Below are 25,620 nucleotides of genomic sequence, written 5' to 3' on the forward strand. Positions count from 1 at the left end.
GCCCGCCCGCGACGCCTCCCCGACCCCGAGAAAAGGCCATGACCACCCGCCCGACGTCCCCCCTGCCCGCCGCCGAACCGTCCGCCCCGCATCCGCGGCGCTGGTGGGCGCTGTGTGTGCTCGGCTTCGCCCAGCTGATGATCCTGCTGGACAGCACCATCGTGAGCGTGGCGATGCCCTCGCTCCAGAGCGAACTGCACATGGCCGACGGCGACCGCCCCTGGGTGGTCACCTCCTACACCGTCGCTTTCGGCGGGCTCCTGCTGCTCGCCGGCCGGATCGCCGACCACGCGGGCCGCGGGCGGGTGTTCGTCTCCGGGCTGATCGGCTTCGCCGTCGCCTCCGCCGCGGCGGGCGCCGCCCCGACCGCGCAGGTGCTGTTCGCCGCCCGCGCGGTGCAGGGCGTCTTCGCCGCGCTGCTCGCCGCGTCCGCGCTCGCCCTGGTGTCCACGACCTTCCCCGACCCGGCGGAGCGCCGCCGGGCCCTCGCCGTCTTCGGCGCGCTCGGCGGGGCGGGCGCCTCCCTGGGCGTCGTCCTCGGCGGGGTGCTCACCCAGTGGTACGGCTGGCGCTGGTGTCTGCTGGTCAATGTGCCGATCGCGCTGGCGGCGCTGCTCGGCACGGTGTGGATGCCGCGCGACCGTTCACCGCGGGCGGCGGGCCGGATCGATGTGGCCGGCGCGGTGCTGGGCTGCGGCGGGCTGACGGCGCTGGTGTTCGGCTGCAGCCGGGCCGAGGCGGCCGGTTGGACGTCGCCGTCGGTGCTGGGCGCGCTGGGCGGCGCCGCGCGCGTCTGCCACCGGGCGAACGCCGCCAGCAGCGCGGCGCCGCCGCTGCTGCCGCCGGCGCTGGTCCGCGACCGCGGCCGCTCCTCGGCCCTGCTGGCGGGCGGTGCGCTGATGGCGGCCCAGCTGTCGGTGTCGCTGTTCCTCACCTACTACCTCCAGACGGTGCTGGGCTGGTCCGCCCTCGCCGCCGGGCTGGGGTTCCTGCCGATCAGCCTGGTCACGACGGCGACCGCGACCCAGCTCGGCACCCGGCTGCTGCCCCGCCTGGGCGCCCGCGTGATGATGACCGCCGGACTCTCCCTGGCCGCCTGCGGGCTGTTCCAGCTCACCCTGCTGGGCCCGGTTTCCTCGTACCCGGCGCAGGTCCTCCCGGCGCTCTCGACGTTCAGCGTCGGCCTGGGCGGCAGCTTCCTCGCCATCATGAACGGCGCCACCACCGGCGTCCCGCCCCAGGACTCCGGCATCGCCTCGGCGACCGTCAACTCCGTGCAGCAGGTGGGAGGTTCGATCGGTTCCGCCGTCTTCAACACCGTCGCGGCCGGCGCGGCCGCCGCCTTCCCCGGCACCGCGCGGGCGGCGACCCTGCACGGCTTCACCACCGCCGTCCGGTACCCCCTGGCCGTACTGCTGCTCGCGGCGGTGGCGACCGCCACGCTGGGCCGGGCACCGGACCGGGCCGCCGCGGCCGAAGGAACGGCGTGAGCCCGCCCCGTCCCTTCACCGCTGATTGACGGCGCGGGCCGGGGGTGGTTACCGTCCCGGGCGGCATCGCGTGTCGGTCACCGTCCGGGTGAGGCATGGAGGTGCCGGGACATGCCTTCGGAGGCATTCCATGTCGGTCGAGTTGAATCACACCATCGTCCATGCCCGGGACAACCGGGCCTCCGCGGAGTTCTTCGCGGAACTGCTGGGGCTGGACATCACCACGGAGTGGGGGCCGTTCGTCGCGGTCGCGCTGGGCAACGGCGTCACCCTGGACTTCGCCACCGTCCCCACCGGCGACATCGCCCCGCAGCACTACGCCTTCCTCGTCTCCGAGGAGGTCTTCGACGCGGCGTACGAGAAGATCGTGCGGCGCGGCATCCCCCACCACGCCGATCCGCACGGTGAACGCCCCGGGGAGATCAACCACCACGACGGCGGGCGCGGCGTCTACTTCCCCGACCCGGCGGGGCACTTCATGGAGCTGCTGACCGTGCCGTACGGCGGATGGCCCGCCCAAGGCCCGGGAAAATAGGTGGCGGCCCGGTCAGCCCGGCGCCACCATGCCCCGTATGAGTGACGAACCCGCGCGATGGACCCAGGCAACCGTCCACCCCGACATGTGGACGGATCCGGATGACGACCCCCGGGAGAACACCGGCCCCAGCCCGGACGGCGAACTCGCCACGCTCCAGGACTTCCTGACGGGGTATCGGCTGACGCTGCGGATGAAGTGCGAGGGGCTGGACGCGGAGCAGCTGGCGCGGCGTTCGGCGCCACCGTCGACGATGTCGCTGCTCGGTCTGGTGCGGCATCTGGCCGAGACGGAGCGGGGCTGGCGCGGCTGGATCGGCGACGAGCCGGCACCGGCGAAGCTGTACGGCGCCCGGGACGCGGACTTCGACGACGCCGTCGGCGAGCAGTCCCAGGTGGAGGCCGCCTACCGTGACCTGGAGCGGGAGCAGGAGGAGACCGACGCCGCGCTGGCCGCCCATCCGGATCTGGGTGAGCGGGTCGGCAAGAACAAGATCGCGATACGGGAGCTGCTGGTCCACCGGATCGAGGAGTACGCCCGCCACTGCGGCCACGCGGATCTGCTGCGCGAGCGCATCGACGGGCGGGTGGGCCAGTAGCGCGGCCCGTCCCCGCACCGCACGAGGGCCGCACCCCGGATCGACGGGGTGCGGCCCTCGGTGTGTGCGGTCAGGCGGTGGGGGTGCCGGCGACGCGGCGCTCACCGCCGTTGCGCTGCTGCCAGCTGCGGTAGACGTCGACGGCGTCCTCCCGCGGCTGGTACGTCATGGGCAGCCGGCGCTCCTGCCAGGGCGCGGCGATCTCGTCGTAGAAGGTGTTCAGCTCGAAGTACTTGCGGTCGTCCACATAGTGCGGCTCGTAGGCGTCGCGGGTGGTGAGGAAGACGACCTCGTCCGGGGAGCAGTAGTAGAGGGAGCCCAGGCACATCGGGCACGGGTGGGCGAGGACGTAGATGGTGGTGCCGGTCAAGTGCTCGGTGCCGAGCTTGGTGCAGGCATCGCGGATGGCGAGGATCTCGGCGTGCGCGGTGGGGTCCGAGGTCTGGGCGACCAGGTTGGGGCTCTCCGCCAGGATTTCGCCGTCCTTGACGATGACGGTGGCGAAGGGGCGGCCGCCCTCCTCGACGTTGCGGCGGGCGATGTCGATGGTGCGTTGTGCGAAGTCCACGGTTCCTCCGGGGCTTGACGGAAGGGTGATCAGAAGGGCTTGGTCGGGAGGTACTTGCCGTCGAGGGTGATGACGGCGCGCTCGCCGCCCTCGGGGTCGGCGACCTTCTTCACATCGAGCTTGAAGTTGATCGCGGAGATGATGCCGTCGCCGAACTGCTCGTGGACCAGGGCCTTGAGGGTGGTGCCGTAGACCTGGAGCATCTCGTAGAAGCGGTAGATCGTCGGGTCGGTGGGGATGCCGCCGGGGATCGAGCCGCGGGTGGGGATGGTCTGCAGCAGCAGCGTGGCGTCCTGGTCCAGCTCCAGCAGTTCGGCGACGGCCTTGGCGGACTTCTCCGGCAGGGCGTGCTGGCCGAGGACGGCGGCGGTGGTGAAGGCGACGGACAGTCCGGCGGCGTCCGCGATCTCCTGCCAGGTCAGGTCCTTACGGGTCTTGGACTCGACGGCGACGATCGACAGGGCCTGCCGGGCGGCGGGGTCGAACTGGGCGTGTGCCATGGGGTGTTCCTTTCGGGAGGTGCCGGACGCGTGGTGCGTCCGGCCCGGTACGGGGGTCGGCGGGCGGCGGGGCCCGGTCAGACGCCGGCGCGGTCGAGGGTTTCGAGCCGGTCGACCGAGCCGGAGGCGATATCGAAGACCCAGCCGTGCAGCGTGAGGCGCCGCTCGGCGAGGGCCCGTGCCACCGAGGGGTGGGTGGCGAGGTTCCGCAGCTGGGCGGAGACGTTGGCCCACACCAGTGCCTCCACGTCGGCCGGCCCTTCCGCGGTGGCGGCGCGGGCGACGGAGGCGTCGGCGTGGCGCAGCCAGCTGGCGACCTGGGGCGCGTCGCTGAGGTCGTGCCCCTCGGCCAGCGCCGTCATGGCGCCGCAGCCGGAGTGGCCGCAGACGATGACGTCGGTGACACCGAGCACGCGTACGGCGAACTCGATGCTGGCGGCGGTGCCGTCGGCGGTCGGGCTGTGGGCGGGGACGAGGTTGCCCGCGGTGCGGATGACGAACAGTTCACCGGGCTCGCTCTGGGTGATCAGCTCGGGTACCACCCGGGCGTCGGAGCATCCGATGAACAGGGTGGTGGGTCGGTGCTCGGTGGCCAGCCGGGCGAAGAGCCCGGCCTTCGCCGGGAAGACATCCCGGCGGAAGTTGGCGACACCGTCCATGAGGTCGGGCACGGTCACTCCCTTCAGTGGCGGCCGGCCCCTGCCGGGCCGACGGACTCCACCATGCACGAGCTGGCCCTATAGCGTCCAAGACGCAGTGGAGATGATTGCTATTGGTGTCATCTATGGCTCAAGGCGCGCCCCCGGTGCGGCCGGTCGCTCACGGCTCGTCGGCGCGTGGGCGGCGATCGGGGGTGCCGCGCTTCCCGCCGGGCCCGTCATCGGCGGGCTGCTGGTCCAGGCCGCGGGCTGGCGGGGCGTGTTCTGGCTGGGCGTCCCGGTGATCGCTCTCGCGCTCCTGCCCGTCATCCGGCTCCCCCGCCCGTCGGCCCGGCGGCGCCCGGAAGGGAGCGTGGACCGGGCCGGTGCGGGCCTGCTCGTGGCAGCACTCACCTGCGGGGTCACCGCGATCATCCAGGCCCCGGCCTCGCCCCCGCCGGCGGGGCTGCTCGCGGTGGCAGCCGGCTGCGCCCTGCTCGCCTTGCTCGTCGTCGAGCGGCGGGTGGCACACCCGCTCCTCGCCGTCCCGCGCGGTGCGCGACTGCCGCTGGGGCTGGCCTGCCTGGTGGCGGGGCTGATGAACCTCTACTCCCTCGGCGGACTGTTCCTGCTGACCCAGATCCTCCAGGACGTACACCGTCTCGACCCGCTCTCCGCCGGGCTCCTCACCCTGCCGGCCATGCTGCCGCTACCCCTCCTCGGCGCACCCGCAGGCAGGCTCAGCACCCGCATCGGCGCCTGGCGCACCAGCGCCCTCGGCCTCACCGTCGCCGCCGCCGGGCTGGCCGGGGTCGCCGCCACCGTCACCGGCCCCGTCACCGGCCACCTCGCCCTGGCGCTCTTCCTCGCGCTCCGGGGAACCGGTCTCGGTCTCCTCACCCCCGCGATCGTCTCCGCCGCCCTCGCCACCACACCCGGCTCCCCCGGCCTGGCCTCCGGTGCGAGCAACACCAGCCGGCAGACCGGCGGTGCGCTCGGTATCGCGCTCTTCGCCACGATCGCCGGGCGGGCGGACGCCCCCGGCTTCCTGCCGCACGCGATCGGTCTCTTCGCCGGCCCGGCAACCCTCCTCGCCCTCACCGGCCTGTTCTGCCTGGGCATCGCGCGAAACCCGCGAATCCGGCTCGCCTGACGCACCGCACCAGCCGCATACCCCGGGACGGCGTCCCCTCAGGCCGGGTCGGAGTCCTGCGCCGCGCGGGCCGCGAGGCTGCGCAGTGTGGCGTCGCGGGTGCCGACGACATGGGCGCGGGCCCGTTCCTCGGCCTGCCGCTCGTCGCCCGCGCGGATCGCCTCGTACAGCCGCTCGTGCTCACCGCACATCGGGTCGCCGTCGTTCAGCTCGGAGGTGAGCCGGAAGAGGCGGCGGAGGCGGGAGTCGAGGGGCGCCATCAGGTCGCGGAGCAGGGGGTTGCCGGAGGCGTCGACGACGAGCTGGTGGAAGTCGGCGTTGCGGGTGACGGCCTCGCGCAGCCGGCCCGCCTCGGACGCCTTCCGGCTGCGCGTCAGAAGGCGTTCCATGGTGCGGAGTTGGGCGGTGGTGGCGCGGCGGGCGGCGAGTCCGGCGGCCAGACCCTCCAGTTTCTCGCGGACGTCGAAGAGGTTCTCGGCGTCCTCGGTGCCGAAGTCCGCGACGACGGCGCCGCGCCGCGCCTGCACCCGCAGGAACCCTTCGGATTCCAGGCGCTGCATCGCCTCGCGCAGCGGGATCCGGGAGACGCCGAACTCCTCGGCCAGCTCGCGCTCCACCAGGCGCCGTCCCGCCGGGTACTCCCCCTCGATGATCCGCTCGCGCAGCTCCTCGTGGACCCGGTCGCGCAGGGACCGGTGGGTGTCGCCTATCGGGGTGCGGCGGTCCGGGCGGCGGGTGGTCATGGCGGCAGCTCCAGGTACGGGCGGACAGGGGCGGCGGGTGGCCCCTGGCGCATCGATCATCGCAGACCGGGACGGGTGGGAGAAGCGGCGGAGATCCGTGCACCGGGCCCGTTGCCCGGTATTTGGTATACCAGTTAGCGTGGCTCTGCCCGTCGCCCGCCGACGCTCTGCCGGGTGCCGTTCCCGGCCGCCGGTGGCGTACGACGGAACGCCGCGAACAGCTGGAGGACCCCGTGTCGCACCCCGTCGGCGCCCTGCCGATCCCGTCCGTGCCCGCCGCGCTGCGGAACGTGACCCTGCCCGACGGCCGCCGCGCAGACGTCGCCCTGCGCGACGGCCGGATCGCCGCCGTCACCGGGCACCGCGCGGACGCCGCGCGCGACGGCGCGGCGGTCGACCTCGGCGGGGCGCTGCTGCTGCCCGCCCTCGTCGACGGCCACGCCCACCTGGACAAGACGCTGCTCGGCGCCGCCTGGCAGCCGCACCGGGCCACCGCCACGCTCCAGGAGCAGATCGCGAACGAGCGGGAGCTGCGCGCCACCGTCGGCGTGCCGGTCGCCGACCGTGCCACCGCGCTCGCCGAGCGGATGATCTCCCTCGGCACCGGCCACGTCCGCTCCCACGTCGACGTCGACCCGGACGTCCGGCTGGACGGCCTGCACGCGCTTCTCGGCGTCCGCGAGGCGTTCCGCGACCGGCTCACCATCCAGCTGGTCGCGTTCCCGCAGAGCGGGGTGGTCAGCTCGCCGGGCGTCGCCGATCTGCTGGACGCCGCGCTCGCGGAGGGCGCCGATCTGATCGGCGGGCTCGACCCCGCCGGGTTCGACGGCGATGTCGACGGTCAGCTCGACATCGTCTTCCGGCTCGCCGAGCGGCACGGCGCGGGCGTCGACATCCATCTGCACGACGGCGGCGAGAGCGGCACCGCGCAGCTGCGCGCCGTCGCCGAACGCACCGCCGCCCTCGGGCTCGGCGGCACCGTCACCGTCAGCCACGCCTACGCCCTCGGCCAGGTGGACGGGCCCGAACTGGACCGCACCGCCACCGCGTTGGCGGCCGCCGGTGTGTCGATCATGACGAACGGCCCCCGCGACACCATGCCGCCGGTGCTGCGCCTGCGCGCTCACGGGGTCCGGGTCTTCGCCGGGTCCGACAACATCCGCGACTCGTGGTGGCCCTACGGCACCGCCGACATGCTCGAACGAGCCACCGTCATCGGCCTCCAGGGCGGTCTGATGACCGACGAGGAGTTGCACGCCGCCGCCTCACTGGTCACCGGCGAAGCCGCCGCGGCGCTCGGTCTGAGCGGCTACGGGCTCGCCCCAGGCGACCGCGCCGACCTCGTGGCGGTCGCCGCCGGCGGGGTCCCCGAGGCGGTCGCCGCCCACCCCGAGCGGCTGCTCGTGCTGCACGGCGGGCGGGTCGTCGGGCCCGCGCCGTCCACCGCGTACCCGCGGTTCACCCCGCCGTCCGCATGAGGCGGCGGTCCGCGGGCCGGTGCGGGCGCCCGGCGGGCCGCTGCCTATAGTCCGCGTATGGGTCCGGAACTCCGTCATCTGCGCTATCTGATCGCGGTCGCCGAGCACGGGAACTTCACCCGCGCCGCCGAGGCGCTGACCATCTCCCAGCCGACGCTGTCACAGCAGATCAAGCAGTTGGAGCGGTCGGTCGGCGCCCAGCTCCTGGACCGCAGCGGGCGCACCGTGCGGCTCACCGATGCCGGTACCGCCTACGTCCACTACGCGCGGCGGGCGCTGCGGGAGCTGGCCGCCGCCGACCGTGCGGTCCTGGACGTCGCGGATCTGACCCGGGGGCATCTGCGGCTGGCCATGACGCCGACGTTCACCGCGTATCTCCTCGGACCGCTGGTGGCGGCGGTGCGCGACGAGCACCCCGGGCTGACGCTGGAGGTGCACGAGGAGCCGCAGGACCGTATCGAGGCGGGGCTGCTCGCCGACGAGATCGATCTCGGCATCGCCTTCGAGGGCCCGCACCTGCCGGGCGTCTCCGCCACCGCGCTGTTCGCCGAGACCCTCGGGCTGGTCGCCACCGCGCACCGGCCCGGGGCCGAGGATCCGCGGCCGATGCCGGTGGACCGGCTCGGCGGGCAGCCGCTGGCGCTGCTCAGCGCGGACTTCGCGACGCGGCGCCATATCGACGCCTACTTCGCCCACCACCGCATCGACCCGCCGATCGCGGTGGAGGCCGACACCATCCAGGCGCTCACCGAGATCGTCCGGCGCACCCCGCTGCTGGCCACCGTGTTGCCCGACGCGATCACCGACGACCATCCGCATCTGGCGCCGGTTCCGCTCGATCCGCCGCTGCCCACCCGGGTGGCGGCGCTGCTGCGGCGGGAGAGCGCGTACCGCAGCGCCGCCGCCCGCGCCTTCACCCGGGTGGTCGCACAGGTCGTCCGCGACCGCGGCTATCCCGCGCCCTGAGCGCGGCGCCGGGCGCGCGGCACCGGGCGGGGCGGGTGCCGATGAGAGAATCGGGCCCATGACAGGGTCTGAGAAGTTCGAGCCCGAATCGGAGCGGGTCACCCGGCAGTTGCGCGACGACATCATCGACGGCGTCCGCGCGCCCGGCAGCAAACTGGTCGAGCGGGAGCTGGCCGCGGAGTTGGGTGTGAGCCGGCTGCCGATCCGGGACGCCCTGAAGGCGCTGGTCACCGAGGGGCTGGTGACGCCGCGGCCGCGGAGCTGGGCCGTGGTGCGGGAGTTCACCCCGTCGGACCTCGCCGACCTGGAGGAGGTGCGCTCGGCGCTGGAGACGATGGCGTTCCGCCTCGCCGCCCAGCGCCGTACCCGCGCCGGTCTGGCCCGGCTCCGCGCCGACCTCGACGCCGAGCTGACGGCGGCGCGCGCGGGCGATGCGGTACGGGCCCGGCGGGCGGCGGCCGACTTCCACGAGACGGTGATCTCGCTCGCCGACAACGAACTCCTCAACGAACTGGAACGCACCCTGCGCAGCCGTATGCGGTGGCTGCTGGGACAGCACGACGATCTGGTGGCCATCGCCGAGGAACACGAGGCGCTCTACGACGCCGTCGCGGACCGTGACGCGGACCGCGTCACGGAGCTGACGGCCCGTCACCTGGCGACCAGCCGCCGGGTGACGGCGGCGCGGCAGGGACGGCGCGAGGGCTGAGGAGTCGCCCGGCCGTGACGCCCGGCGGAGCGTTCAGGGTGCGCGGCGGCCGGGCGAGCGGCCGCCGCGCACCTGCCGGTCACGGTCGGGCGGGGGCCTTCCCGGCGGCGTCCGTGGCCTCGGCAGCGGGGGCCTCGGGAGCCACGGGCTCCGCGCCGGGGGTCTCCGGCTCCGCGCCGGCACCGGCCCGGGCCGCCGCCCGCTCCCGCTTCCGCGCCCGTCCGTGCGGCAGCGGCCGGTTGACGACGCCGGACCAGATCTCGTGGTGGCCCAGGCCCTCCGGGTGGCGGCGGGCGGCGCGGAGGGCCCAGAGGTACACGCCGAGGCAGACCAGCGCGCCGCAGCCCACCACCGCCGCGAGGGCCGGCAGCATCATCGCGCTGCCGGTCGCGCCGCCCTCCAGCACCCGCACGAAGAGCAGGGCCACGGCGAGCAGCAGCACCAGCGGCGGTGCGGCGAGGACCGCCGCCCGCAGGGCCAGCGCGCCCAGCCGGGGGCGGGAGCCGTCGCGGGCGGTCAGCCGGAGCAGCAGCACCCGCTTGCCCGGCGTGAACCCGCCGGTCAGCCACGGCACCACCACGAACCACAGCACGGTCAGGGCCGCCGCGGTCACGACCGCCGTCTCGGCGTCGCCGAGCAGCGTCACCACGAAGCTCACGGGCGGCGCCACCAGCAGCAGCCCCGTCGCGTCCAGCAGCAGGGCGACCAGCCGGCGGCCGAACGGGACCGTGTCGCCGGCGGCCAACGCCCGGTCGTCCAGGGTGTTCAGCTCCGGCAGCCGGCGGGCCAGCGGCGCGACGATCAGCCAGCCCAGCGACGCCCCGGCCGCGTTGGCCAGCAGATCGTCCACCGCGAAGAGCCGGTAGGGGCAGGGGTAGATCCCCCACAACCCGGTGAACTGGGTCAGCTCGAAGAAGAGCGAGGCGCCGAACCCGGCGAGGGTGGCGGCGAGCAGCCCGCGCCGGAGGTGCAGCCGTACGAAGACACCCAGCGGCAACAGCAGCAGGAGGTTGAAGACCGTCTGCCAGAACGCCGAGTTGTGCCAGATCAGCGCGGCGAAGGAGAGCTGGTGGTGCGCCTCCTTCCACATGTCGGCGACGAACATCCCCGGCGTCCACTGCGGATGCCGGAAGGTCGGGAACGCCCGGCAGACGTCCACCGCGCCGCTCGGCAGCGGCACCACCACCAGGCAGAACGCCGAGATGGCGAAGTAGACGAACGCGAGGACGGAGAGGGTGCGCCAGCGGGTCATGATGCCGTGGCGCCGGTAGAGCACGATCGCCACCGGCACCGACAGCAGCAGGGCCAGCGCGGGGAAGAGCATCGCCGCGGTGTTCAGCGGCAGGAGGTAGGCACCGGTCACCGGGTGCCCTCCCCCACGACGGCGGTGCGCGCCCGGTGCGGTCGCGCCGGGTACCCGTCGGCCGGCGGCGGCCCCGCGGCGTGGCGGTTCGCCACCGCACACCGCGTCTTCGGCCGGACGACTCCCATGGGCGGGAAGGTCCCGAAGTTCATCTGTGTCCTGTCATCTTCACGTCAAGGATCGCGGGAGCCCGCCCCGGTACGCGGGGCGTCCCGGCGCCGCACGGCGGGTCACGGGAACGGGCCTCCGTCATGATCCTGTCAGACGGACGGGCGCACCGGAAAACCCGTGCGCACCCCGCGCGACCTGCCCGTTTCGCACCGCGGGGGCGAACCGGACGGCACCGCGGCACTCCCCCCGACCGCCGCCGGGGGAAGGCGCCGCGCCGGTGTCCGCCGGGCCGGGACGCGGCGGCTACGGTGCCGCGTTGAGCAGGTCCAGCGCGGAGTGCTGGCAGCCGTGGCCGGGGCCGTCGCCGCGGTCGCCGTTCCAGTGCGGTCCGTACTGGTCCCGCGCGTTGCGGTCCTTGGCGTAGGCGGTGTCCGCCTGCGTCTTCAGGTACCCGTCGTAGGGGTGGCCGTCCAGCTCCCGGTTGAGGGCGCCGAGACCGCGGACGTAGGCGCCCTTGAAGCTGGGACCGTCACCGGTGCAGGAGTCGGACTCGCCCGGCTCGCGGAGGATGCCTCCCGGATTGAGGGCGCGCGATCCGGTGGAGGCGTCGGCCAGTTCGCGGGCGGCGCGCAGCAGCTGCGGGTCGCCGGTGGCCTTGTGCAGCTCCGCGAGACCGCCGAGGATCACGCCCTGGTTGTAGGTCCAGGTGGGCTGGCCGTTGTTCCGGCAGGAGCCGTCCAGACCGTCGTTGACCAGGTGATTTGCGTTGATCATGCCGCTGTTGTGCAGCCAGTTCCAGCCGCGGTTCGCCCGGTCGGCGAAGCGGGTGTCGCCGGGCGTCCGGTTGTGCAGTGCGGCGTTGAGCGCGATGTACAGCTCGTTGGTGACGGCGTTCTTGTACGCGGTGTCGGTCTTCCACTGGACACCGCCGCCGCATGTGCCGGTCCAGTAGCCGGCCATGTGGTCGGCGTCGGCGCGGGCGGTGTCCAGGTAGCGGGCGTCGCCGGTCAGGTCGTACGCCTTGATCCAGGCCAGCCCCCACCAGCCGGTGTCGTCGAGATACTCGTTGCGGAACTGCCCCTGGTTGCCGCCGTCGGTGCGGTCCTTGTTCTTGTCGTACGTCTCGTGGACGGCGTGGGCGAAGCTCCGGTCGCCGGTGCGCCGCATGGTGTCGATGACGGCGGTCAGCGCGTTGGCGCTGGTCCACCAGCCGTTGCCGCCGAAGAGTCCGGTCGTGCGGTCGTAGTCCCGCATCAGCGCGGTGGCGGCTGCCAGGCGGCGGTCGGCGGTGACCGGGGCGGAGCGGTCCGCCCCGGCCGTGTCCGGCGTGGCGGCGGGCGCGGGCGCCGCGACGGCGGCGAGCACCCCCGCGGCGGCGAGCACGGCGGCCGCGCGGCGCACCGTCACGCGCCGCCGGGACTTCGGTGCCGCGTCGCAGGTGTGGTCCGGGTGGGGTGGCATACGGCCTCCTCGTCGTCGGGTCGCCGGGCGGCGGCCCACCGTGTGCGATCACTTCCGGGGACGCCGCCCGCCCGGCTCCCCGTTCCCCGCCGCGCCGGAGGGTTGGCGTCCGCACCGGGCGACGCGGCGTCCGGTGCGGACCCCCCGCGGCCGGGCGCCGGGCCCGGCGGGGGAAGCGCCGGCGGCAACCGGTGGCGCGCCCCGGGTCCGGCCGGGTCCGGCGGAATCACCCCGGCCGCCGGGGGATCCGACCGCCGGGTAGGCTCGCGTGCCGGTGCGTGACGAACGGGGAGACGGTATGGAAGGGCTGCGGCAGGACGATCCGCCGCGGATCGGGGAGTACGTGACGCTGGCGCGGCTGGATCCGGCCGCGCGGCGGGGCGTTCCCGAACGGCGTTATCTGGCGCGCAGTGCCGACGGGTCGCGGACGGTGCTGATCGCGCTGCCGCTCCAGGGCGCCGATCCGGGCCGCTGGGCGGCCGAGGCGCAGTGGGCGGCGAAGCTGAACCAGCCCGGTCTGTGGCCGGTGGCGCAGGTCGGCGGCAGCGCCGCGTTCCCCTGGCTGGCCTCGCCCTACCGGCCGGTGCTGCCGCTGCCGGAGGCGCTGGACGCCTGCGGTGGTCCGCTGCCCGAGGAGGCGGTGCGGGCGCTCGGCGCGGCGCTCGCCGAATCGCTGGCGTCGGCGCACGTCCTGGGCGTGGTGCACGGCGGGCTGTGCCCGGCGGCGGTGCTGCTCACCGCGTACGGTCCGCTGGCGTCGTGCTTCGGCGCGGTGCGCGCGGCGGCGCCGGAGGGCGCGCCGCGGACCGGGCTGCCCGGTGTCGACGCGGGCTGTCTCGCGCCCGAACTGGCCGCGGGCGGACCGGTCCAGGCGTCCGCCGACGTGTATGCGCTGGGCGCCGTCCTCGCGTACGCGGCGACCGGCCACACCGTGCCGGAGCGGGCGGAGATCCCGGCCGGGCTGCGGGCGCCGATCACCGCCTGTCTGTCGCGGGATCCCGCCGCGCGGCCCGAACCGGCCCAGGTGCTGGCGGAGTTGGCGCCGGGCGCGGCCTGGGGCACGCAGAACGCGGGCACCGAGCCGGTGTCACTGCCCGGCCGGGTGGTCGCGGCCCTGTCCCTGCAGGCGGCCGCGGTGCTCGCCGCCGAACTCCCCGAGGTGCGCTGACACCATGCAGACCGCTCTTCTCCACGACGATCCGCACACCGTCGGCCCGTACCTGCTGCTGTCCCGGCTGGGCAGCGGCGGGATGGGCACCGTCCATCTGGCGCGGACGGCGGGCGGCCGCACCGTCGCGCTCAAGGTGCTGCACCAGCGGCTGTCCGCCGATACGGCGCTGCGCCACCGCTTCCGGCTGGAGGCGGACGCGGCGCGGGTGATCGGTGGCCGCCACGGTGCGCAGGTCCACGACGCCGATCCGGACGCGCCCCGGCCGTGGCTGGCGACGGAGTACGTGCTCGGTCCGCCGCTGGACGACGCGGTGGCGGCCGCCGGTCCGCTGCCGGAGCGGGCCGTGCGGGCGCTGGGCGCGGCGCTGGCCCGGGGGCTGGCGCAGCTGCACCGCTCGGAAGTGGTGCACCGCGATCTCAAGCCGTCGAACATCCTGGTCACGGCGGACGGCCCGAAGATCATCGACTTCGGGGTGGCCCATGCGGTCGGCGAGGCGCCGCTGACGCAGGCCGGGGCGACCGTGGGGACGCCCGCGTTCATGTCGCCGGAGCAGGCGGCCGGTCTCGAACACGCCACGGCGGGCGATGTGTTCGCGCTCGGCGGGCTGCTGGTGTTCGCCGCGTCCGGCCACGGCCCGTTCGGCTCCGGGCAGCCCACCGATCTGCTCTACCGCGTCCGCTACACCGAGGCGGACCTCGGCGGGGTGCCGCCGGAGCTGGTGCCGGTGCTGGGCCGGTGTCTGGCGAAGGACCCGGCGCAGCGGCCGACGACCGAGGAGCTGGCCGCGTCGCTGGCGCCGGACGGCCTCCCGCAGGTCTTCGCGGACGTACTGCCGGACGGGGTGCTGCGGATGATCGCGCAGCGCGGCGACGACGTGTGGCGTCAGCCGCCGCGGCTGACGCCGCCGCCCCCGGACCTGCCGCCGGGGCCGGTGACGCTGCCGGGCGGGGCGGCGGCGGGGCCGTCGCGCCGCCGGATGCTGGCGATGACCGCCGGCGGGGTCGTCGCGGGCGCCGGGGTGGCGGGCGGACTGTGGGCGTGGCTGGGCCGGGGCGGCGGTCCCGGCGGTGAGGCTCCGCCGCCGAAGCCGGTGAAGCCGCCGACGCGGCTGTGGACGTTCCCCTCGCGCACCCCGGACCGCTTCGGCGACGTGGTGTCGACCCCGCACGGGCTGGCGATGCCCGCGGGCGTGGTGCTGTGCGGCGTCAACCCGGAGAGCGGCAAGGGCACCTGGCAGGCGAACGTCGCCGACGTCTGGCGGTGGGCGTCCGACGGCAACGGCCTCTACGCGCTCCGCGACGACGAGGACGGCAAGAAGCTGGCGGTCTGCCTCCTCGACCCGGCCGACGGCCAACCCGGCAAGCCGCTGGCGGAGTTGGCGGAGTTCCGCGGCGGCGAGAACCGCAACCAGCTGCTGTGCGTGGTGAAGAAGACCGCCTATCTGGCGGCCCGGGCGGTCTCGCCCGACCGCTGGTACGTCCTCGCCCTCGATCTGCGCACCGGCCGGGTGCGGTGGCGCAGCCGTGTGGACCCGGCGGCCGACGGCTATCTGCCGCCGATGCTGCGCGGGGTGGTCGTCGGCGACCGGCTGGTGGTGTCCCGGTCCGACTCCGGCATCCACTTCGTCAACGTGACGACGTACTCCGTCGCCGACGGCAAGGTGGGATGGACGCTCTCCTCGCCGTTCTCCGGCGAGCCGCCGGCCGAGCTGCTCGTCGACGACCGGTACGTCTACCTCTCCGACGAGGCGGTCGGCGCCCGGAAGCTGGCCGACGGCGAGAACGGCTGGCTCTTCGGCCACGACCGCAACGTCGGCGACAGCGCGGGCCAAACCCGCGTCTACGGGCCCCCGGCCCTGCACGAGGGCGTCCTGTACTGCACCGAGGGCGACCGCGGTCTGGTGGCGCTGGACGCGCTGACCGGCAGTCTCAACTGGGCGGAGAAGGGCCTCAAGGGCCGCCGCCTCAACCGCGACGTCGCGCCGGTCGTGGGCCGGAAGTACGTCTACGGCCTCGACGACAAGGGGCTGCGCGCGGTGGACATCCGCAGCCGCACCGCGGTGTGGACGTTCCCCACCGACGCGACGGTGCTGACCGCCGACCGCGAGCGCGGAAAGCTCTACCTCCGCGAGGAACGGGCCACCTTCGCCCTGCCACTCGCCTGAGCTCCCTCTCGTCCAGGAAGGACTGAAGTTGAGAACACTCGGCGCCGGAGATCCGCTCCGGCTCGGCCCGTACCGCATCGTCGGGGTGCTCGGCGAGGGCGGGATGGGCAAGGTGTACCTCGGGCGGGACGCGGAGGGGCGGCCGGCGGCCGTCAAGGTGCTGCTGCCCGAGCTGGCGCACGACCGGCATCTGGTCGACCGGTTCGTCCGGGAGGCGCAGACCGCGCGGGCGGTGACCAGCGACGGCATCGCCCGGGTGCTGGGCGCGGAGCTGGAGTCGGGGCGGCCGTGGATCGCCTCGGAGTTCCTGGCCGGCCCGACGCTGGACGACGCGGTGGAGCAGCACGGCCCGCTCGACGAGGGGCTGTTGCGGGAGACCGCGCGGGCGCTGGCGGCCACGCTCGGGGACATCCACGCCACCGGGCTGGTCCACCGTGACCTCAAACCGTCGAACGTCGTCCTGACCTCCCGCGGCCCGCGCATCATCGACTTCGGCATCGCCCGCCCCGAGCACGGGCTGACGCTGACCCGGACCGGGCAGATCCCGGTCACGCCGGGGTACGGCGCGCCGGAGCAGGTGCTGGGGCGGCGCGTCGGCCCCGCCGCGGACATCTTCTCGCTCGGCGCGGTGCTGGTCTTCGCCGCGAGCGGCCGCCCGGCGTACACCGGCGCCGAGATCACCGCGATCCTCTACGAGGTGGTGCACGGCGCCCCGGATCTGACGCTGGTGCCGCCGGCGCTGCGGTATCTGGTCGAGCCGTGTTTCGCGAAGGATCCGGCGGCGCGGCCGCTGCCCGCCCAGGTCGCCGAGGCCGCCCGGGCGCCGCAGCGGGGCGCCCGGCTGTGGAGGTCGGGGCCGTACGCCGCCGACATCCGCGACCGGGAGGCCGCGGCGAAGCGGATGACCGGGGAGAACCCGCCGACGGTGCTGCCGGGCGGGGACGCGCCGGGGACGGAGGCGACCGCGGTGTCCGCCGCGAAGCCGTCGCGGCGGCGGTTGCTGCTGACGCTGGCGGGTGGCGGTGCGCTGGTCGCGGCGGGGGCGGGCGGCGCGGTGTGGTGGCTGTCGGACGGCGGTCCGCAGGTCTTCACCGACCCGTTCGACATCCCGTCGGCCGCCACGGTGCGCCCGGCGGAGCTGGGCACCGGCACCGGCACGCCGGAGCCGCTGTGGGGGCCGGTGGAGGGGGTGGCCGACGGCGGGTCTCCGGCGCCGCTGCCGGTGCGGGACGTGGTGGTGTTCGCGGCGGCGGGCGGCGGTGTCGCCGCGCGCCGGGTCGTCGACGGCAAGGAGCGCTGGCGCGCCGGTGACGTCCGGGGCGACGCGGGCTATCTGTCGATCGCCGACCGGCTGGTGGCCACCGCCGACAGCGACGGCGTGCTGCGCACCTACGTCGCCTCGACCGGTGAGCCCCGGTGGACCGCCGACGCCGGGGTGAACACCCTGCTGGCCGCGGACGCCGCCCATGTGTACGTGCTGACGTCCCGGGGCGAGTTGCGGTGTGTGTCCACGAAGGACGCGAAGGTGCGGTGGACGCGCCGGCCGCCGCTGCCGCTGACCGGCGGGCGGCCGGCGGCGGCGCTGGGCGCCGGGGTGCTGGTGGTCTGCACCGCCGGCGGCGATGTGGCGGCGGTGCGCACCGCGGACGGCGCGAAGGCGTGGGTGCGCAAGGGGCAGGCCGCGGGCGCCCTGCGGCCCGCGATCGACAACGGCACGGTGTATCTGGGCGGCCACACGCTGGCGGCGGTCGGCGCGGGCGACGGCAAGGTGCGCTGGTCCGTGGCGACCATGCAGCCGATCCGGCGCGGGGTGTACGGCTTCGGCCCGCCCACCGTGGCCTCCGGGGTGGTGTACGCCCTCGACGGCGATGCGCTGCGGTCGCTGCGTACCGACGGGGAGCAGGCGGGCATGACGACGATGGTGGCCGGGGTGACGCCGCCGTGGCAGCCGCCGGTGGTGCAGGCGGGCAGCGTCTGGGTGGTGGAGAGCCGCGACACGGGGATCAGCGGCTGGCCGCGCGGCGCCGACGTCAGCGCCGGCCAGGGGCAGACCTACCCGCTCAAGGAGGGCTCGGGCCGTACGGCCGCGGGCGCCGCGAACCGGCTGTTCGTCCTCAACTCGGGTGCGCTGCTGGCGCTCCGGGTGTTCTGACGGGCGGATCCGGCCGGGCGGCGTGGGTGCCGTCCGGCCGGGGCGTCAGCGGGCGTTGCGCGGGTGACGGCGGGCCGTGCGTTCGGTGCCGCGGCGGTAGTTGCCCGTCCAGCGGGCCATCACCAGCTGTGCGTCGCCGGCTGTCACCTCCCGCAGGAACCGCGCCGCGCGGGCGCCGCGCAGCGCCGCCGCGCGACGGCCGTGGTGGTGCACCAGCACCGCTCCGTCGCCCCGCTCCTCGTAGGTGAATCCGTTCGCTCCCGGCATCGGCCGTCCCCGTTCCGTCCGTGTGTGCGGTTCCCCATCGTGGGGGCCGGGGCGGCCGCCCGCCACTCACTTTCCCGGGGGCGCGGACCGCTGCGCACCGACCGCGGCCGGGGAGTTCTCCGGCGTGCTCCGGTAATCTGACAGCTTCCCCCAGGAGGAGATACGTCAGTGGAGTTCCGGCTGCTCGGAGCGGTTTCCGTCGTCACCGAGGTCGGCGATCTGCCGCTCGGCCCCGCGAAGCGGCGCAGTCTGCTCGCCGCTCTGCTGCTGCGGCCCAACCACCCGGTTCCGGTGGAGGCGCTGACGGACGCCCTGTGGGACCAGGAGCCGCCGCCGCGGGCCCGGAGCGTCATCCAGGGCCATGTCTCGCGGCTGCGGTCGCTGCTGTCCGGAGCCGGTGCCGGGATGTACGGCGTGGAGCTGGTCACGCAGGGCGCCGCGTACGTCCTGCGGATGCCGGAGAGCCTGCTGGACGCGCACCGTTTCGAGGAGCTGGTGGCGCTGGCGCGCGGTCAGCGGGCGGCGGGCGACGCGGTGGCGATGTACCAGGACGCGCTGGCGCTGTGGCAGGGTCCCGCGCTCACCGGCGCGTACCGCAGCGCCCCGTTGCAGGCCGCCGCGCACGCCCTGGAGGAGCTGCGGCTGACCGCCGTGGAGCTGCTGGCCGGGGGGTACACGCAGCTCGGCGAGTATGCGCGGGCGGCGGCGCTGCTGCGGGCGGAGGCGGCGGCGCAGCCGTTGCGGGAGTCGCTGTCGGCGGCGTTGGTCCTGGCGCTGCAGCGGGCGGGGCGGCGTTCGGACGCGCTGGACTGGTACCACCGCACCCGGCGGCTGCTGGCCGAGGAGTTGGGTGTCGATCCGGGGCGGGAGCTGGCGGAGGCGTACGCGGTGGCGCTGCGCGGCGACGGCGATCCGGCGGCGGAGCCGAAGACGCCGGTGGTGCCCGCGGTGCCGGAGCCGCGGCCCGCGCCGCCGGACGTGCCCGCGCATCCGGAGACCGTCGATCTGCTCCCCCGGATGCCGCGCGGTTTCCACGGCCGCGCCGACGAGTTGGCGGCGCTGGACCGCGCCACCGCCGGGGAGACGCCCGTCTGCCTGGTCACCGGGCCCGCCGGGGTGGGCAAGACCGCGCTGGTGGTGCACTGGGCGCACCGCAACCGCGAGCGGTTCCCCGGCGGTCTGCTCTACGCCGATCTGCGGGGCTTCAGCGACACCCCCGAGGTGGAGCCGGCCGAGGTGGTACGGGAGTTCCTGCTGGCGCTGGGGGTGGCGCCGCGGCGGATCCCGGAGTCGGCACGCGGGGCGTCGGCGCTGTTCCGGTCGCTGGCGGCCGACCGCCGGCTGCTGGTCGTCCTGGACAACGCGCCCGGCTCCGCGCCGGTGCAGGAGCTGCTGCCGGGCGGTGCGCGGTGCGTCACGGTGGTCACCAGCCGCCACCGGCTGCCCGGGCTGATCGCCTCCGACGCGGCCCGGCCGGTGCCCGTGGACGTGCTGGGGCCGGAGGACAGCGCCGCGCTGCTCGCCGCGGTGCTCGGCGAGGAGCGGGTACGCGCGGAGGCGGGGGCGGCGCGGCGCCTCGCGGAGCTGTGCGGCGGGCTGCCGCTCGCGCTGCGGGTGACCGCGGCCCGGCTGACCGATCAGCCGGAGTGGTCGCTGTCCGAGCTGAGCGGTGAACTCTCCGACGAGTCACGGAGGTTGGCGCTGCTGGATGTCGAGGACACCGGTGTGCGGGCGGCGCTGCGGCTGACGGTGCGGCGCCTGCCGGCGGACGCCGCGCACCACTTCGCGCATCTGGGCCGCCACCCCGGCACCCATGTCGACCGGTACGCGGCGGCGGCCCTGGCGGGCACCGACCCGGCCGCCGCCGAGGCCGCCCTGGAGCGGCTCGCCGCGGCGCATCTGATGACCCGGGCCGCACCGGACCGCTGGACGCTGCACGACCTCGTCCGGCTCTACGCGCGGGGCCTGGACGCGGATCCGGACGCGCTGCTGCGGGCGCTGGACCACACCGTGGTGACCGCGCTGGCCGCCGCCGACGCCGCCGAGCCGGGCGACGAGTCGTGTTTCCCGCTGCCCGCGGACGTCCGCACGCCCCGGGAGATCCGCCGGTTCGCCGCCCGGGAGGAGGCGATGGCGTGGTACGAGTCCGAGCACGAGGAGGTGACGCTGGCGGCGGCAGCGGCGGATGCGGCGGGGCTGCACAGCCGGACCTGGCGGCTCGTGCTGGGTCTGTGGCCGCTGATCGTGTGGCGGGTGCGGGACGGCTGGAGCCCGCTGCTGGGCACGGCGCTGGAGGCGGCGCGCGCCGACGGGGACCTGCGGGCGCAGTCGCGGATCCTGGCGCTGCTGGGCTGGGTGCTGACGGAGGAGGGCCGCGTCCCGGAGGCGCTGGCCCATCTGGAGGCGGCGCCGGTGCTGGCGGCGCGGGCCGGGGACCGTAGCGCGCAGGCGACGGCGCTGGTCAATCTGTCGCTGGCGCAGGCGGCGCTGGGCAGTCCGCAGGAGGCGGCGGAGGAGTGCGCCGATGCGGCACGGCTGGCGCGCGACGCCGGGGACCCGTACACCGAACGCCTCGCGCTCTATCACCTGACACGGCACCAGCTGGACTGCGGCGCATGGGAGCCGGCGCTGCGGACGGTGGCCGCGGCGCAGGCGCTGGACGAGGTGGTGGACGCCTCGGCGGCGGGGCGGGTGCTGCTGGTCGCCGCTGCGGGTGAGGCGCTGCTGGGGCTGGGCGACGAGGCGGCGGGGACCGCCCGGCTCCGGGAGGCGGCGGACGCGGCGGAGGCGTGCGGGTTCGACGACGGCGCGGTGCGGGCGCTGGGCGTCCTGCTGAAGAGGGCGGGGGGCGCGGAGCCGGCTGCCCTCCGCCAGCGGTACGACCGGGCCCTGGCACGTCTGCAATCCCGTTCCTGACCTGCGTAAACGCCGCTACGGCAGGGCTGTCACCCGTTCGCTGGCGGGCCGTCAGCGGCACGTTGGTGAGGCGTTGGTGGAACGTCAGTCGCCCCGGGAAGAGTGGTGCACACGACGCGGGAACGGCCTGAGAGTCCCGCACTCGACCACAGGGGACCCGATCATGCGCACTTCCCGCATCCGCGCCACCGTCCTGGCGACCGCCACCGCCGCCCTCGCCCTGAGCCTGACCGCCTGCGGCGGCAACGACGGCGCGAAGAATGACGACGCCGCCGGTCAGAGCCGGTCCGCGTCCGGTGCGGACGCCAAGGGCTCCTCGGCCAAGGACGGCAAGGGGGAGGCGAAGTCGGCGTCGGCGGCGGGCGGTGCGGACGCCGCCGCCCAGGGCGGCACCACGGCGGGCACCCGGCAGTGCGTCGGCGACGAGCTGCACGTCACCGTGGAGCACCGCTTCGCGAACCAGCAGGGCGACCACCTGCTGATCACCGCGGTGAACACGGGCGACAAGCCCTGCTGGGTCACCTCGTACCCGTCCGTCAAGCTCAACGGCGAAGGCGCCGCCCTGCCGCTCTCGAAGAAGTCGGACGGCGGCGACCGGAAGATCACGCTCCGGCCCGAGGGAACGATCTACAGCGCCGCCAACCTCTTCGACTACGGCAAGGACGACCGCCGCGCCAGCGGCATCTCCATGGCGCTGCGCGACAACAACGGCCGCCTGCAGCCCGAGTACTCCCTCGACGTCACCGGCGCGAACAACGAGTTCGCCTGGAACGAGGCCGACGTCCTGAACTGGAACACCAAGAAGCCCTACGACTTCTGACGGTCTGCGGCCACCGCCGCACCGCGTCCGAGGACGGCCGTGTCCGACCGGGAGCCTCCCCGCCCGGTCGGGCCCGGCCGTCATGTCCGTGGGATCAGCCACTCCTGCAGCTCGACGAGGTTCCCCTCGGGGTCCTGGAGGTGGGCGACGCGCATCCGGTCGGTCAGGGGCGCGGGGCCGTGGACCGGGACGGCGCCGCGGGCGCGGACCTCGGCGCAGCAGTGGTCGAGGTCGTCGACGCGCAGGACGACGAGGGAGCGGTGCCCCCGCGGATCCTCGGCGAGCGCGCCGAGGACGTCGGCCATCTGCGCCCGGTCCTGCAGCGCGATGCCGACGGAGCCGCCGGTGGCCGTGAACTTCGCGTACGGACCGTCGGCCGCCTCGAACTGCGGCGTCAGGCCCAGCACGTCGCGGTAGAAGCGGTAGCAGCCGGGGAAGTCCGTGACGAGCAGGCGGACCTGGGCGAGTTCCATCGGTGTCTCCCTGAAGGGCGGCGGTCAGTCGCCGGCGGCCCGGTCGCCCCCCGCGACGGGGCCCAACGTACCCGCCGGCAGGTCGAGTTCACGTTCGGCGGTGGCCTGGGCCATCCGGGTCACCACTGCGGGGCGCCCGGCGGTGTCGGTGTCGGCGTGCGCGCCGAGCCCGTCGATGACGACCAGGATCTGGATCACCGTCACGTACGGGTCGCCGGTGCGGAACTCCCCCGGGTGACGCCGTCGCGGATCACCGACTCCAGCCGCTCGCGCCAGGCGGCCTCCTGGTCGCCGACACGGCCGCGCCGCCCGGCGGACGTCCGGGCCGGGCCCGGCCGGTGGCGCCCGGTGCGAGCTCCGCGCGGGAATTCGTGTGCGCATCCGGAAAGCAATTGACAAGGTGGTGCCATGACCCCTCAGCACGACGACACCGCAGGTCCGGACGGTATGCCGGAGCTGCTCACCGTTCCGCTCACCGAGTCGCTGCTGCGCGGCGCCCTCGACGTGGAGCGCACCGCGCACGGCCTGCTGCCGCACCGGCTGCCCGCACGTGCCCGCGCGCAGTTCGCCGATCCGCAGCTCGCCCTCGCGGAGTCGCAGCCCTCCGGCGTCCGGCTGGCGTTCCGCACCCGGGCCACCACCGTCGAACTGGACACGCTGCGCACGAAGATGGCGTACGTGGGCGCGCCGGAGCGGCCGGACGGCGTCTACGACCTGCTGGTCGACGGGCAGCTGACCGCGCAGGGGGCGACCGCCGGCGGCAACGTCCTGCTGGTGAACATGACCACGGGGTCGGCCGAGACGCAGCCGGGAGAGCCCGGCACAGTGCGTTTCGCGGGGCTGGCGGAGGGCGTCAAGGACGTCGAGATCTGGCTGCCGTACAACGAGATCACCCAGCTGGTGGCGTTGCGCGCGGACGCGCCCGTGGAGCCGCGGCCCGCGGGCGGGGCCCCGGTCTGGCTGCACCACGGCAGTTCGATCAGCCATGGCTCGAACGCCGCGAGCCCCACCAGCACCTGGCCGGCGCTGGCCGCCTCGCTGGGCGGCGCGGAGCTGGTCAACCTCGGTATGGGCGGCAGTGCGCTGCTCGATCCGTTCACCGCCCGCGCGATGCGGGACACCCCGGCGGACCTGATCAGCGTCAAGATCGGCATCAATCTCGTCAACGCCGATCTGATGCGGCTGCGCGCCTTCACCCCGGCGGTCCACGGCTTCCTCGACACCATCCGCGAGGGCCATCCCACCGCCCCGCTGCTGGTGATCTCGCCGACGTTCTGCCCGATCCACGAGGACACCCCGGGCCCCAGCGCCCCGGACTTCGAGAACCTCTCCGACGGGCAGCTGCGGTTCAAGGCGATGGGCGATCCGGCCGAGCGGGCCGCCGGGAAGCTGACGCTGAACGTCATCCGGGAGGAACTGGCCCGCATCGTGCGGCAGCGCGCCGCCGGGGACCCGCGGCTCTTCCTCCTCGACGGGCGGGAGCTGTACGGCGAACCGGACTCCGCCGAGCTGCCGCTGCCCGATCAGCTCCACCCGGACGCCGCCACGCACCGCCGCATGGGCGAGCGGTTCGCGGCGCTGGCGTTCGGCCCCGGCGGCGCGTTCGCCGGTATGGGCCGGCCCGCCGGCACGGAGTGAGCCGCTGACGGGCCCGGCGGCGGCACCGTCAGCGGTAGCCGTACGTGGCCCACTCCGCGACGACGCGGCGGCGCAGCTCCGGCGGGTAGGAGGTGGCGAACGACGCGGTACGCGCGCGGGAGACGCCGTCGAGCTGGCCGGGGAGCAGACAGGAGGTCACCGACTTGCCGCCGCGGCCCGCGGCGACCTCCTCGGACGTCAGGTACGGCACCAGCGGGATGCCGGGGGCGTCCGGGTAGGGGTATGTGCCGGTGCCCGGGTGGCTGCGGGTGGCGAGCGCCCAGACGACCTGGCGGATGTCGGTGATGTCGATGTCGTCGGTGACCAGCAGCACCTTGGGGACGAGCCAGCCCGCGTGCGAACCGAACAGCACGCGGGCGACGGTGTCGGCCAGTTCGCGTTCGGTGGTCCGCATCCGGCGCAGCCCCTCGCGGTCGAGGGAGACCACCAGCCAGCAGGTGGCGGCCTCGTAGGAGCACCAGGCGAAGTCGACCGGCAGCCCGGCGGTGCGGAGGGTGTCGAGGGCGGTGGCGGAGATCATCGTGCCCCAGATGGTGTGGTTCTCCTCCGGCGGCAGGCCCGCGACGCAGACCGGCAGCACCGGGCGGTCGCGGTGGGTGAGCGTCTCGACGTGGAAGACGGGCTGCGGGCGGCTCTCCCCGAAGGAGTAGCCGTGGTACTCCCCCATCGGCCCCTCGGGCGCCGTCTCGTCGGCGCTGAGGTAACCCTCCAGCACGATCTCGGCGTTGGCGGGGACGCACAGGTCGTTGCTCTCCGCCCGGACGACCTCGACGGGGCTGCCGGTGAGCGCGCCCACGTAGCCGTCCTCGCCGACGTGTGCGGGCAGCGGCATCCCGGCGGCGGCGAGCGCGGCGGGCGGGGCGCCCAGCACCATCGCCCACGGGGTGCGCAGCCCCTTCTCCCGCCACAGCGCGTGGATCACGCCGAGGTGCTGCTCGGGCATGGCCGGGCCGACGAGGGTGGTGGGGCCGTGCAGCATGGTGCGGGCGACGGACCAGCTGGTCCAGGAGGCGTCCGGGGTGCGGACGATGTGGAAACCGTAGGTGCCGAGGTAGCGGCCGCCGTCCTCCTGGTGCAGCAGCGGGACGGGCAGCGCCGTCAGGTCGAGGTCGGCACCGCGCACCACGTTCTCCTTGCAGGGGCCGTCGGTGACGGTGACCGGCGGCAGCGGGTCGGCGTGCATCGCGGTGATCAGTTTCTCGACGACGGTGCGCGGGGTGGCGTCCCGGCCGAGTCCGGCGTGGGCGGCGAGACGGCCGTAGGCGCCCTTGTCCGGGGTGCTCATCCCGGCGGGCGCGCCGAGGAGGCGGAAGCCCGGGGTGCCGGTGGTGAGTTCGGTGAAGAGCGGGGCGGGGGCGCGGGTCTCGTAGGCGCGGCGGGTGACGGCACCGGCTTCGAGGTGCGGGTCGACGGGCCGGCCGACGGAGACGGCGTCGCCGGTGGCGAGCAGGGTGTCGAGAAAGTCACGGAAGTTGAGGGCGGGGCCGTGCTGGGTCATGCGGGTCTTCTCCCGGCGGAAGGGGGCGAGCGGCGCGTCGGGGCCGTACGGGGTGCGGGCGTCGCGGCTGCCGGACGGAACATTTTCGGTCAGGGGCCGGACGCATGGCCGCCGCGTCCGGCGGCGATCGGTGCGGTGCACTCACGCTAGGCACGGCCGAGACGTCCGCCGGTGTACCCTCCGGACG

Annotated in this window: 23 protein-coding genes; 13 read left to right on the forward strand and 10 right to left on the reverse strand. The window is 75.0% G+C overall.

The features are described 5' to 3' along the window. The first annotated feature begins 38 nt into the window (after window positions 1-38). From ACF1BH_RS12005 to ACF1BH_RS12015, 3 genes are all read left to right on the forward strand, one after another. Entirely contained in the window at window positions 39-1,490 is a 1,452-nt protein-coding gene (locus ACF1BH_RS12005) for an MFS transporter (RefSeq protein WP_391642331.1), read from the forward strand. Window positions 1,491-1,620: 130 nt separating this feature from the next. Continuing rightward, window positions 1,621-2,025 carry a VOC family protein gene (locus ACF1BH_RS12010; RefSeq protein ID WP_391642332.1) on the forward strand — a complete coding sequence of 135 codons (405 nt, stop codon included), beginning with the start codon at window positions 1,621-1,623 and terminating at the stop codon, window positions 2,023-2,025. 37 nt (window positions 2,026-2,062) lie between these two features. Next, a complete protein-coding gene (locus tag ACF1BH_RS12015) occupies window positions 2,063-2,623 on the forward strand; it encodes a DinB family protein (protein WP_391642333.1) in 561 nt (186 codons plus the stop codon). A gap of 70 nt (window positions 2,624-2,693) precedes the next feature. On the opposite strand, the gene ACF1BH_RS12020 is transcribed toward ACF1BH_RS12015, so the two are convergent. The 3 genes from ACF1BH_RS12020 to ACF1BH_RS12030 all read right to left on the reverse strand — a co-directional run bounded on the left by ACF1BH_RS12020 (window position 2,694) and on the right by ACF1BH_RS12030 (window position 4,362). Continuing rightward, window positions 2,694-3,191, reverse strand: a complete 498-nt coding sequence (locus tag ACF1BH_RS12020; protein WP_391642334.1) for a nucleoside deaminase — start codon at window positions 3,189-3,191, stop codon at window positions 2,694-2,696. Window positions 3,192-3,220: 29 nt separating this feature from the next. After that, window positions 3,221-3,691, reverse strand: a complete 471-nt coding sequence (gene cynS / locus ACF1BH_RS12025) for a cyanase (RefSeq protein ID WP_391642335.1) — start codon at window positions 3,689-3,691, stop codon at window positions 3,221-3,223. 77 nt (window positions 3,692-3,768) lie between these two features. Next, window positions 3,769-4,362 (reverse strand): carbonic anhydrase, encoded by a 594-nt coding sequence (locus ACF1BH_RS12030; RefSeq protein ID WP_391642336.1) that lies wholly within the window; start codon window positions 4,360-4,362, stop codon window positions 3,769-3,771. A 91-nt stretch (window positions 4,363-4,453) separates the two neighbouring features. On the opposite strand from ACF1BH_RS12030, the gene ACF1BH_RS12035 reads away from it, so the two are divergent. Continuing rightward, a complete protein-coding gene (locus tag ACF1BH_RS12035; RefSeq protein WP_391642337.1) occupies window positions 4,454-5,482 on the forward strand; it encodes an MFS transporter in 1,029 nt (342 codons plus the stop codon). Window positions 5,483-5,520: 38 nt separating this feature from the next. Here ACF1BH_RS12035 and ACF1BH_RS12040 read toward each other — a convergent pair whose 3' ends face one another. Next, window positions 5,521-6,225 carry a GntR family transcriptional regulator gene (locus ACF1BH_RS12040; RefSeq protein ID WP_391642338.1) on the reverse strand — a complete coding sequence of 235 codons (705 nt, stop codon included), beginning with the start codon at window positions 6,223-6,225 and terminating at the stop codon, window positions 5,521-5,523. A 233-nt stretch (window positions 6,226-6,458) separates the two neighbouring features. Here ACF1BH_RS12040 and ACF1BH_RS12045 point away from each other — a divergent pair, with 233 nt between their 5' ends. From ACF1BH_RS12045 to ACF1BH_RS12055, 3 genes are read left to right on the forward strand one after another with little or no spacing between them, the layout of a single operon-like run. Further along, the gene (locus tag ACF1BH_RS12045) at window positions 6,459-7,703 is read left to right on the forward strand and encodes an amidohydrolase family protein (RefSeq protein ID WP_391642339.1); all 1,245 of its coding nucleotides are present in this window, start codon (window positions 6,459-6,461) and stop codon (window positions 7,701-7,703) included. A gap of 57 nt (window positions 7,704-7,760) precedes the next feature. Next, window positions 7,761-8,669 (forward strand): transcriptional regulator CynR, encoded by a 909-nt coding sequence (gene cynR / locus ACF1BH_RS12050; protein ID WP_391642340.1) that lies wholly within the window; start codon window positions 7,761-7,763, stop codon window positions 8,667-8,669. A 58-nt stretch (window positions 8,670-8,727) separates the two neighbouring features. Next, entirely contained in the window at window positions 8,728-9,378 is a 651-nt protein-coding gene (locus tag ACF1BH_RS12055; protein ID WP_391642341.1) for a GntR family transcriptional regulator, read from the forward strand. A 79-nt stretch (window positions 9,379-9,457) separates the two neighbouring features. Here ACF1BH_RS12055 and ACF1BH_RS12060 read toward each other — a convergent pair whose 3' ends face one another. Both ACF1BH_RS12060 and ACF1BH_RS12065 read right to left on the reverse strand, forming a co-directional pair. Further along, window positions 9,458-10,741, reverse strand: a complete 1,284-nt coding sequence (locus tag ACF1BH_RS12060; RefSeq protein ID WP_391642342.1) for a VanZ family protein — start codon at window positions 10,739-10,741, stop codon at window positions 9,458-9,460. Window positions 10,742-11,155: 414 nt separating this feature from the next. Then, complete coding sequence (locus tag ACF1BH_RS12065; RefSeq protein ID WP_391642343.1) at window positions 11,156-12,313, reverse strand: glycoside hydrolase family 76 protein; 1,158 nt, start codon at window positions 12,311-12,313, stop codon at window positions 11,156-11,158. Window positions 12,314-12,611: 298 nt separating this feature from the next. Between ACF1BH_RS12065 and ACF1BH_RS12070 the strand changes: the two genes are divergently transcribed. From ACF1BH_RS12070 to ACF1BH_RS12080, 3 genes are read left to right on the forward strand one after another with little or no spacing between them, the layout of a single operon-like run. Further along, the gene (locus ACF1BH_RS12070; RefSeq protein ID WP_391642344.1) at window positions 12,612-13,481 is read left to right on the forward strand and encodes a serine/threonine protein kinase; all 870 of its coding nucleotides are present in this window, start codon (window positions 12,612-12,614) and stop codon (window positions 13,479-13,481) included. 4 nt (window positions 13,482-13,485) lie between these two features. Next, window positions 13,486-15,648 (forward strand): protein kinase, encoded by a 2,163-nt coding sequence (locus ACF1BH_RS12075; protein WP_391642345.1) that lies wholly within the window; start codon window positions 13,486-13,488, stop codon window positions 15,646-15,648. 28 nt (window positions 15,649-15,676) lie between these two features. Further along, window positions 15,677-17,800 carry a serine/threonine-protein kinase gene (locus ACF1BH_RS12080; protein WP_391642346.1) on the forward strand — a complete coding sequence of 708 codons (2,124 nt, stop codon included), beginning with the start codon at window positions 15,677-15,679 and terminating at the stop codon, window positions 17,798-17,800. Between the two features lie 45 nt (window positions 17,801-17,845). On the opposite strand, the gene ACF1BH_RS12085 is transcribed toward ACF1BH_RS12080, so the two are convergent. Further along, window positions 17,846-18,067, reverse strand: coding sequence for a hypothetical protein (locus ACF1BH_RS12085; RefSeq protein ID WP_391642347.1), 222 nt, complete (start codon window positions 18,065-18,067; stop codon window positions 17,846-17,848). A gap of 168 nt (window positions 18,068-18,235) precedes the next feature. On the opposite strand from ACF1BH_RS12085, the gene ACF1BH_RS12090 reads away from it, so the two are divergent. Both ACF1BH_RS12090 and ACF1BH_RS12095 read left to right on the forward strand, forming a co-directional pair. Next, on the forward strand, window positions 18,236-20,983 hold the full coding sequence (locus tag ACF1BH_RS12090; protein ID WP_391642348.1) for a BTAD domain-containing putative transcriptional regulator: 2,748 nt from the start codon (window positions 18,236-18,238) through the stop codon (window positions 20,981-20,983). A 163-nt stretch (window positions 20,984-21,146) separates the two neighbouring features. Further along, window positions 21,147-21,803: a DUF4232 domain-containing protein gene (locus ACF1BH_RS12095; protein WP_391642349.1), complete on the forward strand. Its 657-nt coding sequence runs from the start codon at window positions 21,147-21,149 to the stop codon at window positions 21,801-21,803. An 80-nt stretch (window positions 21,804-21,883) separates the two neighbouring features. On the opposite strand, the gene ACF1BH_RS12100 is transcribed toward ACF1BH_RS12095, so the two are convergent. Further along, a complete protein-coding gene (locus tag ACF1BH_RS12100) occupies window positions 21,884-22,276 on the reverse strand; it encodes a VOC family protein (protein ID WP_391642350.1) in 393 nt (130 codons plus the stop codon). A 24-nt stretch (window positions 22,277-22,300) separates the two neighbouring features. Next, window positions 22,301-22,480 (reverse strand): hypothetical protein, encoded by a 180-nt coding sequence (locus tag ACF1BH_RS12105; RefSeq protein ID WP_391642351.1) that lies wholly within the window; start codon window positions 22,478-22,480, stop codon window positions 22,301-22,303. A 204-nt stretch (window positions 22,481-22,684) separates the two neighbouring features. On the opposite strand from ACF1BH_RS12105, the gene ACF1BH_RS12110 reads away from it, so the two are divergent. Beyond that, a complete protein-coding gene (locus ACF1BH_RS12110) occupies window positions 22,685-23,914 on the forward strand; it encodes a GDSL-type esterase/lipase family protein (protein ID WP_391642352.1) in 1,230 nt (409 codons plus the stop codon). A gap of 28 nt (window positions 23,915-23,942) precedes the next feature. On the opposite strand, the gene ACF1BH_RS12115 is transcribed toward ACF1BH_RS12110, so the two are convergent. Next, entirely contained in the window at window positions 23,943-25,433 is a 1,491-nt protein-coding gene (locus tag ACF1BH_RS12115) for a UbiD family decarboxylase (protein ID WP_391642353.1), read from the reverse strand. Window positions 25,434-25,620: the final 187 nt, after the last annotated feature.

Source organism: Streptomyces sp. NPDC014733, assembly GCF_043083385.1.
In the GTDB taxonomy this organism is placed as follows: Bacteria; Actinomycetota; Actinomycetes; order Streptomycetales; family Streptomycetaceae; genus Streptomyces.

What these genes read in the sequence shown, in the direction of transcription:
- ACF1BH_RS12005 (WP_391642331.1), top strand. Translation starts at nt 39, where the DNA reads ATGACCACCCGCCCGACGTCCCCCCTGCCCGCCGCCGAACCGTCCGCC.
- ACF1BH_RS12010 (WP_391642332.1), top strand. Translation starts at nt 1,621, where the DNA reads ATGTCGGTCGAGTTGAATCACACCATCGTCCATGCCCGGGACAACCGG.
- ACF1BH_RS12015 (WP_391642333.1), top strand. Translation starts at nt 2,063, where the DNA reads ATGAGTGACGAACCCGCGCGATGGACCCAGGCAACCGTCCACCCCGAC.
- cynS (WP_391642335.1), bottom strand. Translation starts at nt 3,691, where the DNA reads ATGGCACACGCCCAGTTCGACCCCGCCGCCCGGCAGGCCCTGTCGATC.
- ACF1BH_RS12035 (WP_391642337.1), top strand. Translation starts at nt 4,454, where the DNA reads ATGATTGCTATTGGTGTCATCTATGGCTCAAGGCGCGCCCCCGGTGCG.
- ACF1BH_RS12040 (WP_391642338.1), bottom strand. Translation starts at nt 6,225, where the DNA reads ATGACCACCCGCCGCCCGGACCGCCGCACCCCGATAGGCGACACCCAC.
- cynR (WP_391642340.1), top strand. Translation starts at nt 7,761, where the DNA reads ATGGGTCCGGAACTCCGTCATCTGCGCTATCTGATCGCGGTCGCCGAG.
- ACF1BH_RS12055 (WP_391642341.1), top strand. Translation starts at nt 8,728, where the DNA reads ATGACAGGGTCTGAGAAGTTCGAGCCCGAATCGGAGCGGGTCACCCGG.
- ACF1BH_RS12065 (WP_391642343.1), bottom strand. Translation starts at nt 12,313, where the DNA reads ATGCCACCCCACCCGGACCACACCTGCGACGCGGCACCGAAGTCCCGG.
- ACF1BH_RS12070 (WP_391642344.1), top strand. Translation starts at nt 12,612, where the DNA reads ATGGAAGGGCTGCGGCAGGACGATCCGCCGCGGATCGGGGAGTACGTG.
- ACF1BH_RS12075 (WP_391642345.1), top strand. Translation starts at nt 13,486, where the DNA reads ATGCAGACCGCTCTTCTCCACGACGATCCGCACACCGTCGGCCCGTAC.
- ACF1BH_RS12085 (WP_391642347.1), bottom strand. Translation starts at nt 18,067, where the DNA reads ATGCCGGGAGCGAACGGATTCACCTACGAGGAGCGGGGCGACGGAGCG.
- ACF1BH_RS12095 (WP_391642349.1), top strand. Translation starts at nt 21,147, where the DNA reads ATGCGCACTTCCCGCATCCGCGCCACCGTCCTGGCGACCGCCACCGCC.
- ACF1BH_RS12100 (WP_391642350.1), bottom strand. Translation starts at nt 22,276, where the DNA reads ATGGAACTCGCCCAGGTCCGCCTGCTCGTCACGGACTTCCCCGGCTGC.
- ACF1BH_RS12110 (WP_391642352.1), top strand. Translation starts at nt 22,685, where the DNA reads ATGACCCCTCAGCACGACGACACCGCAGGTCCGGACGGTATGCCGGAG.
- ACF1BH_RS12115 (WP_391642353.1), bottom strand. Translation starts at nt 25,433, where the DNA reads ATGACCCAGCACGGCCCCGCCCTCAACTTCCGTGACTTTCTCGACACC.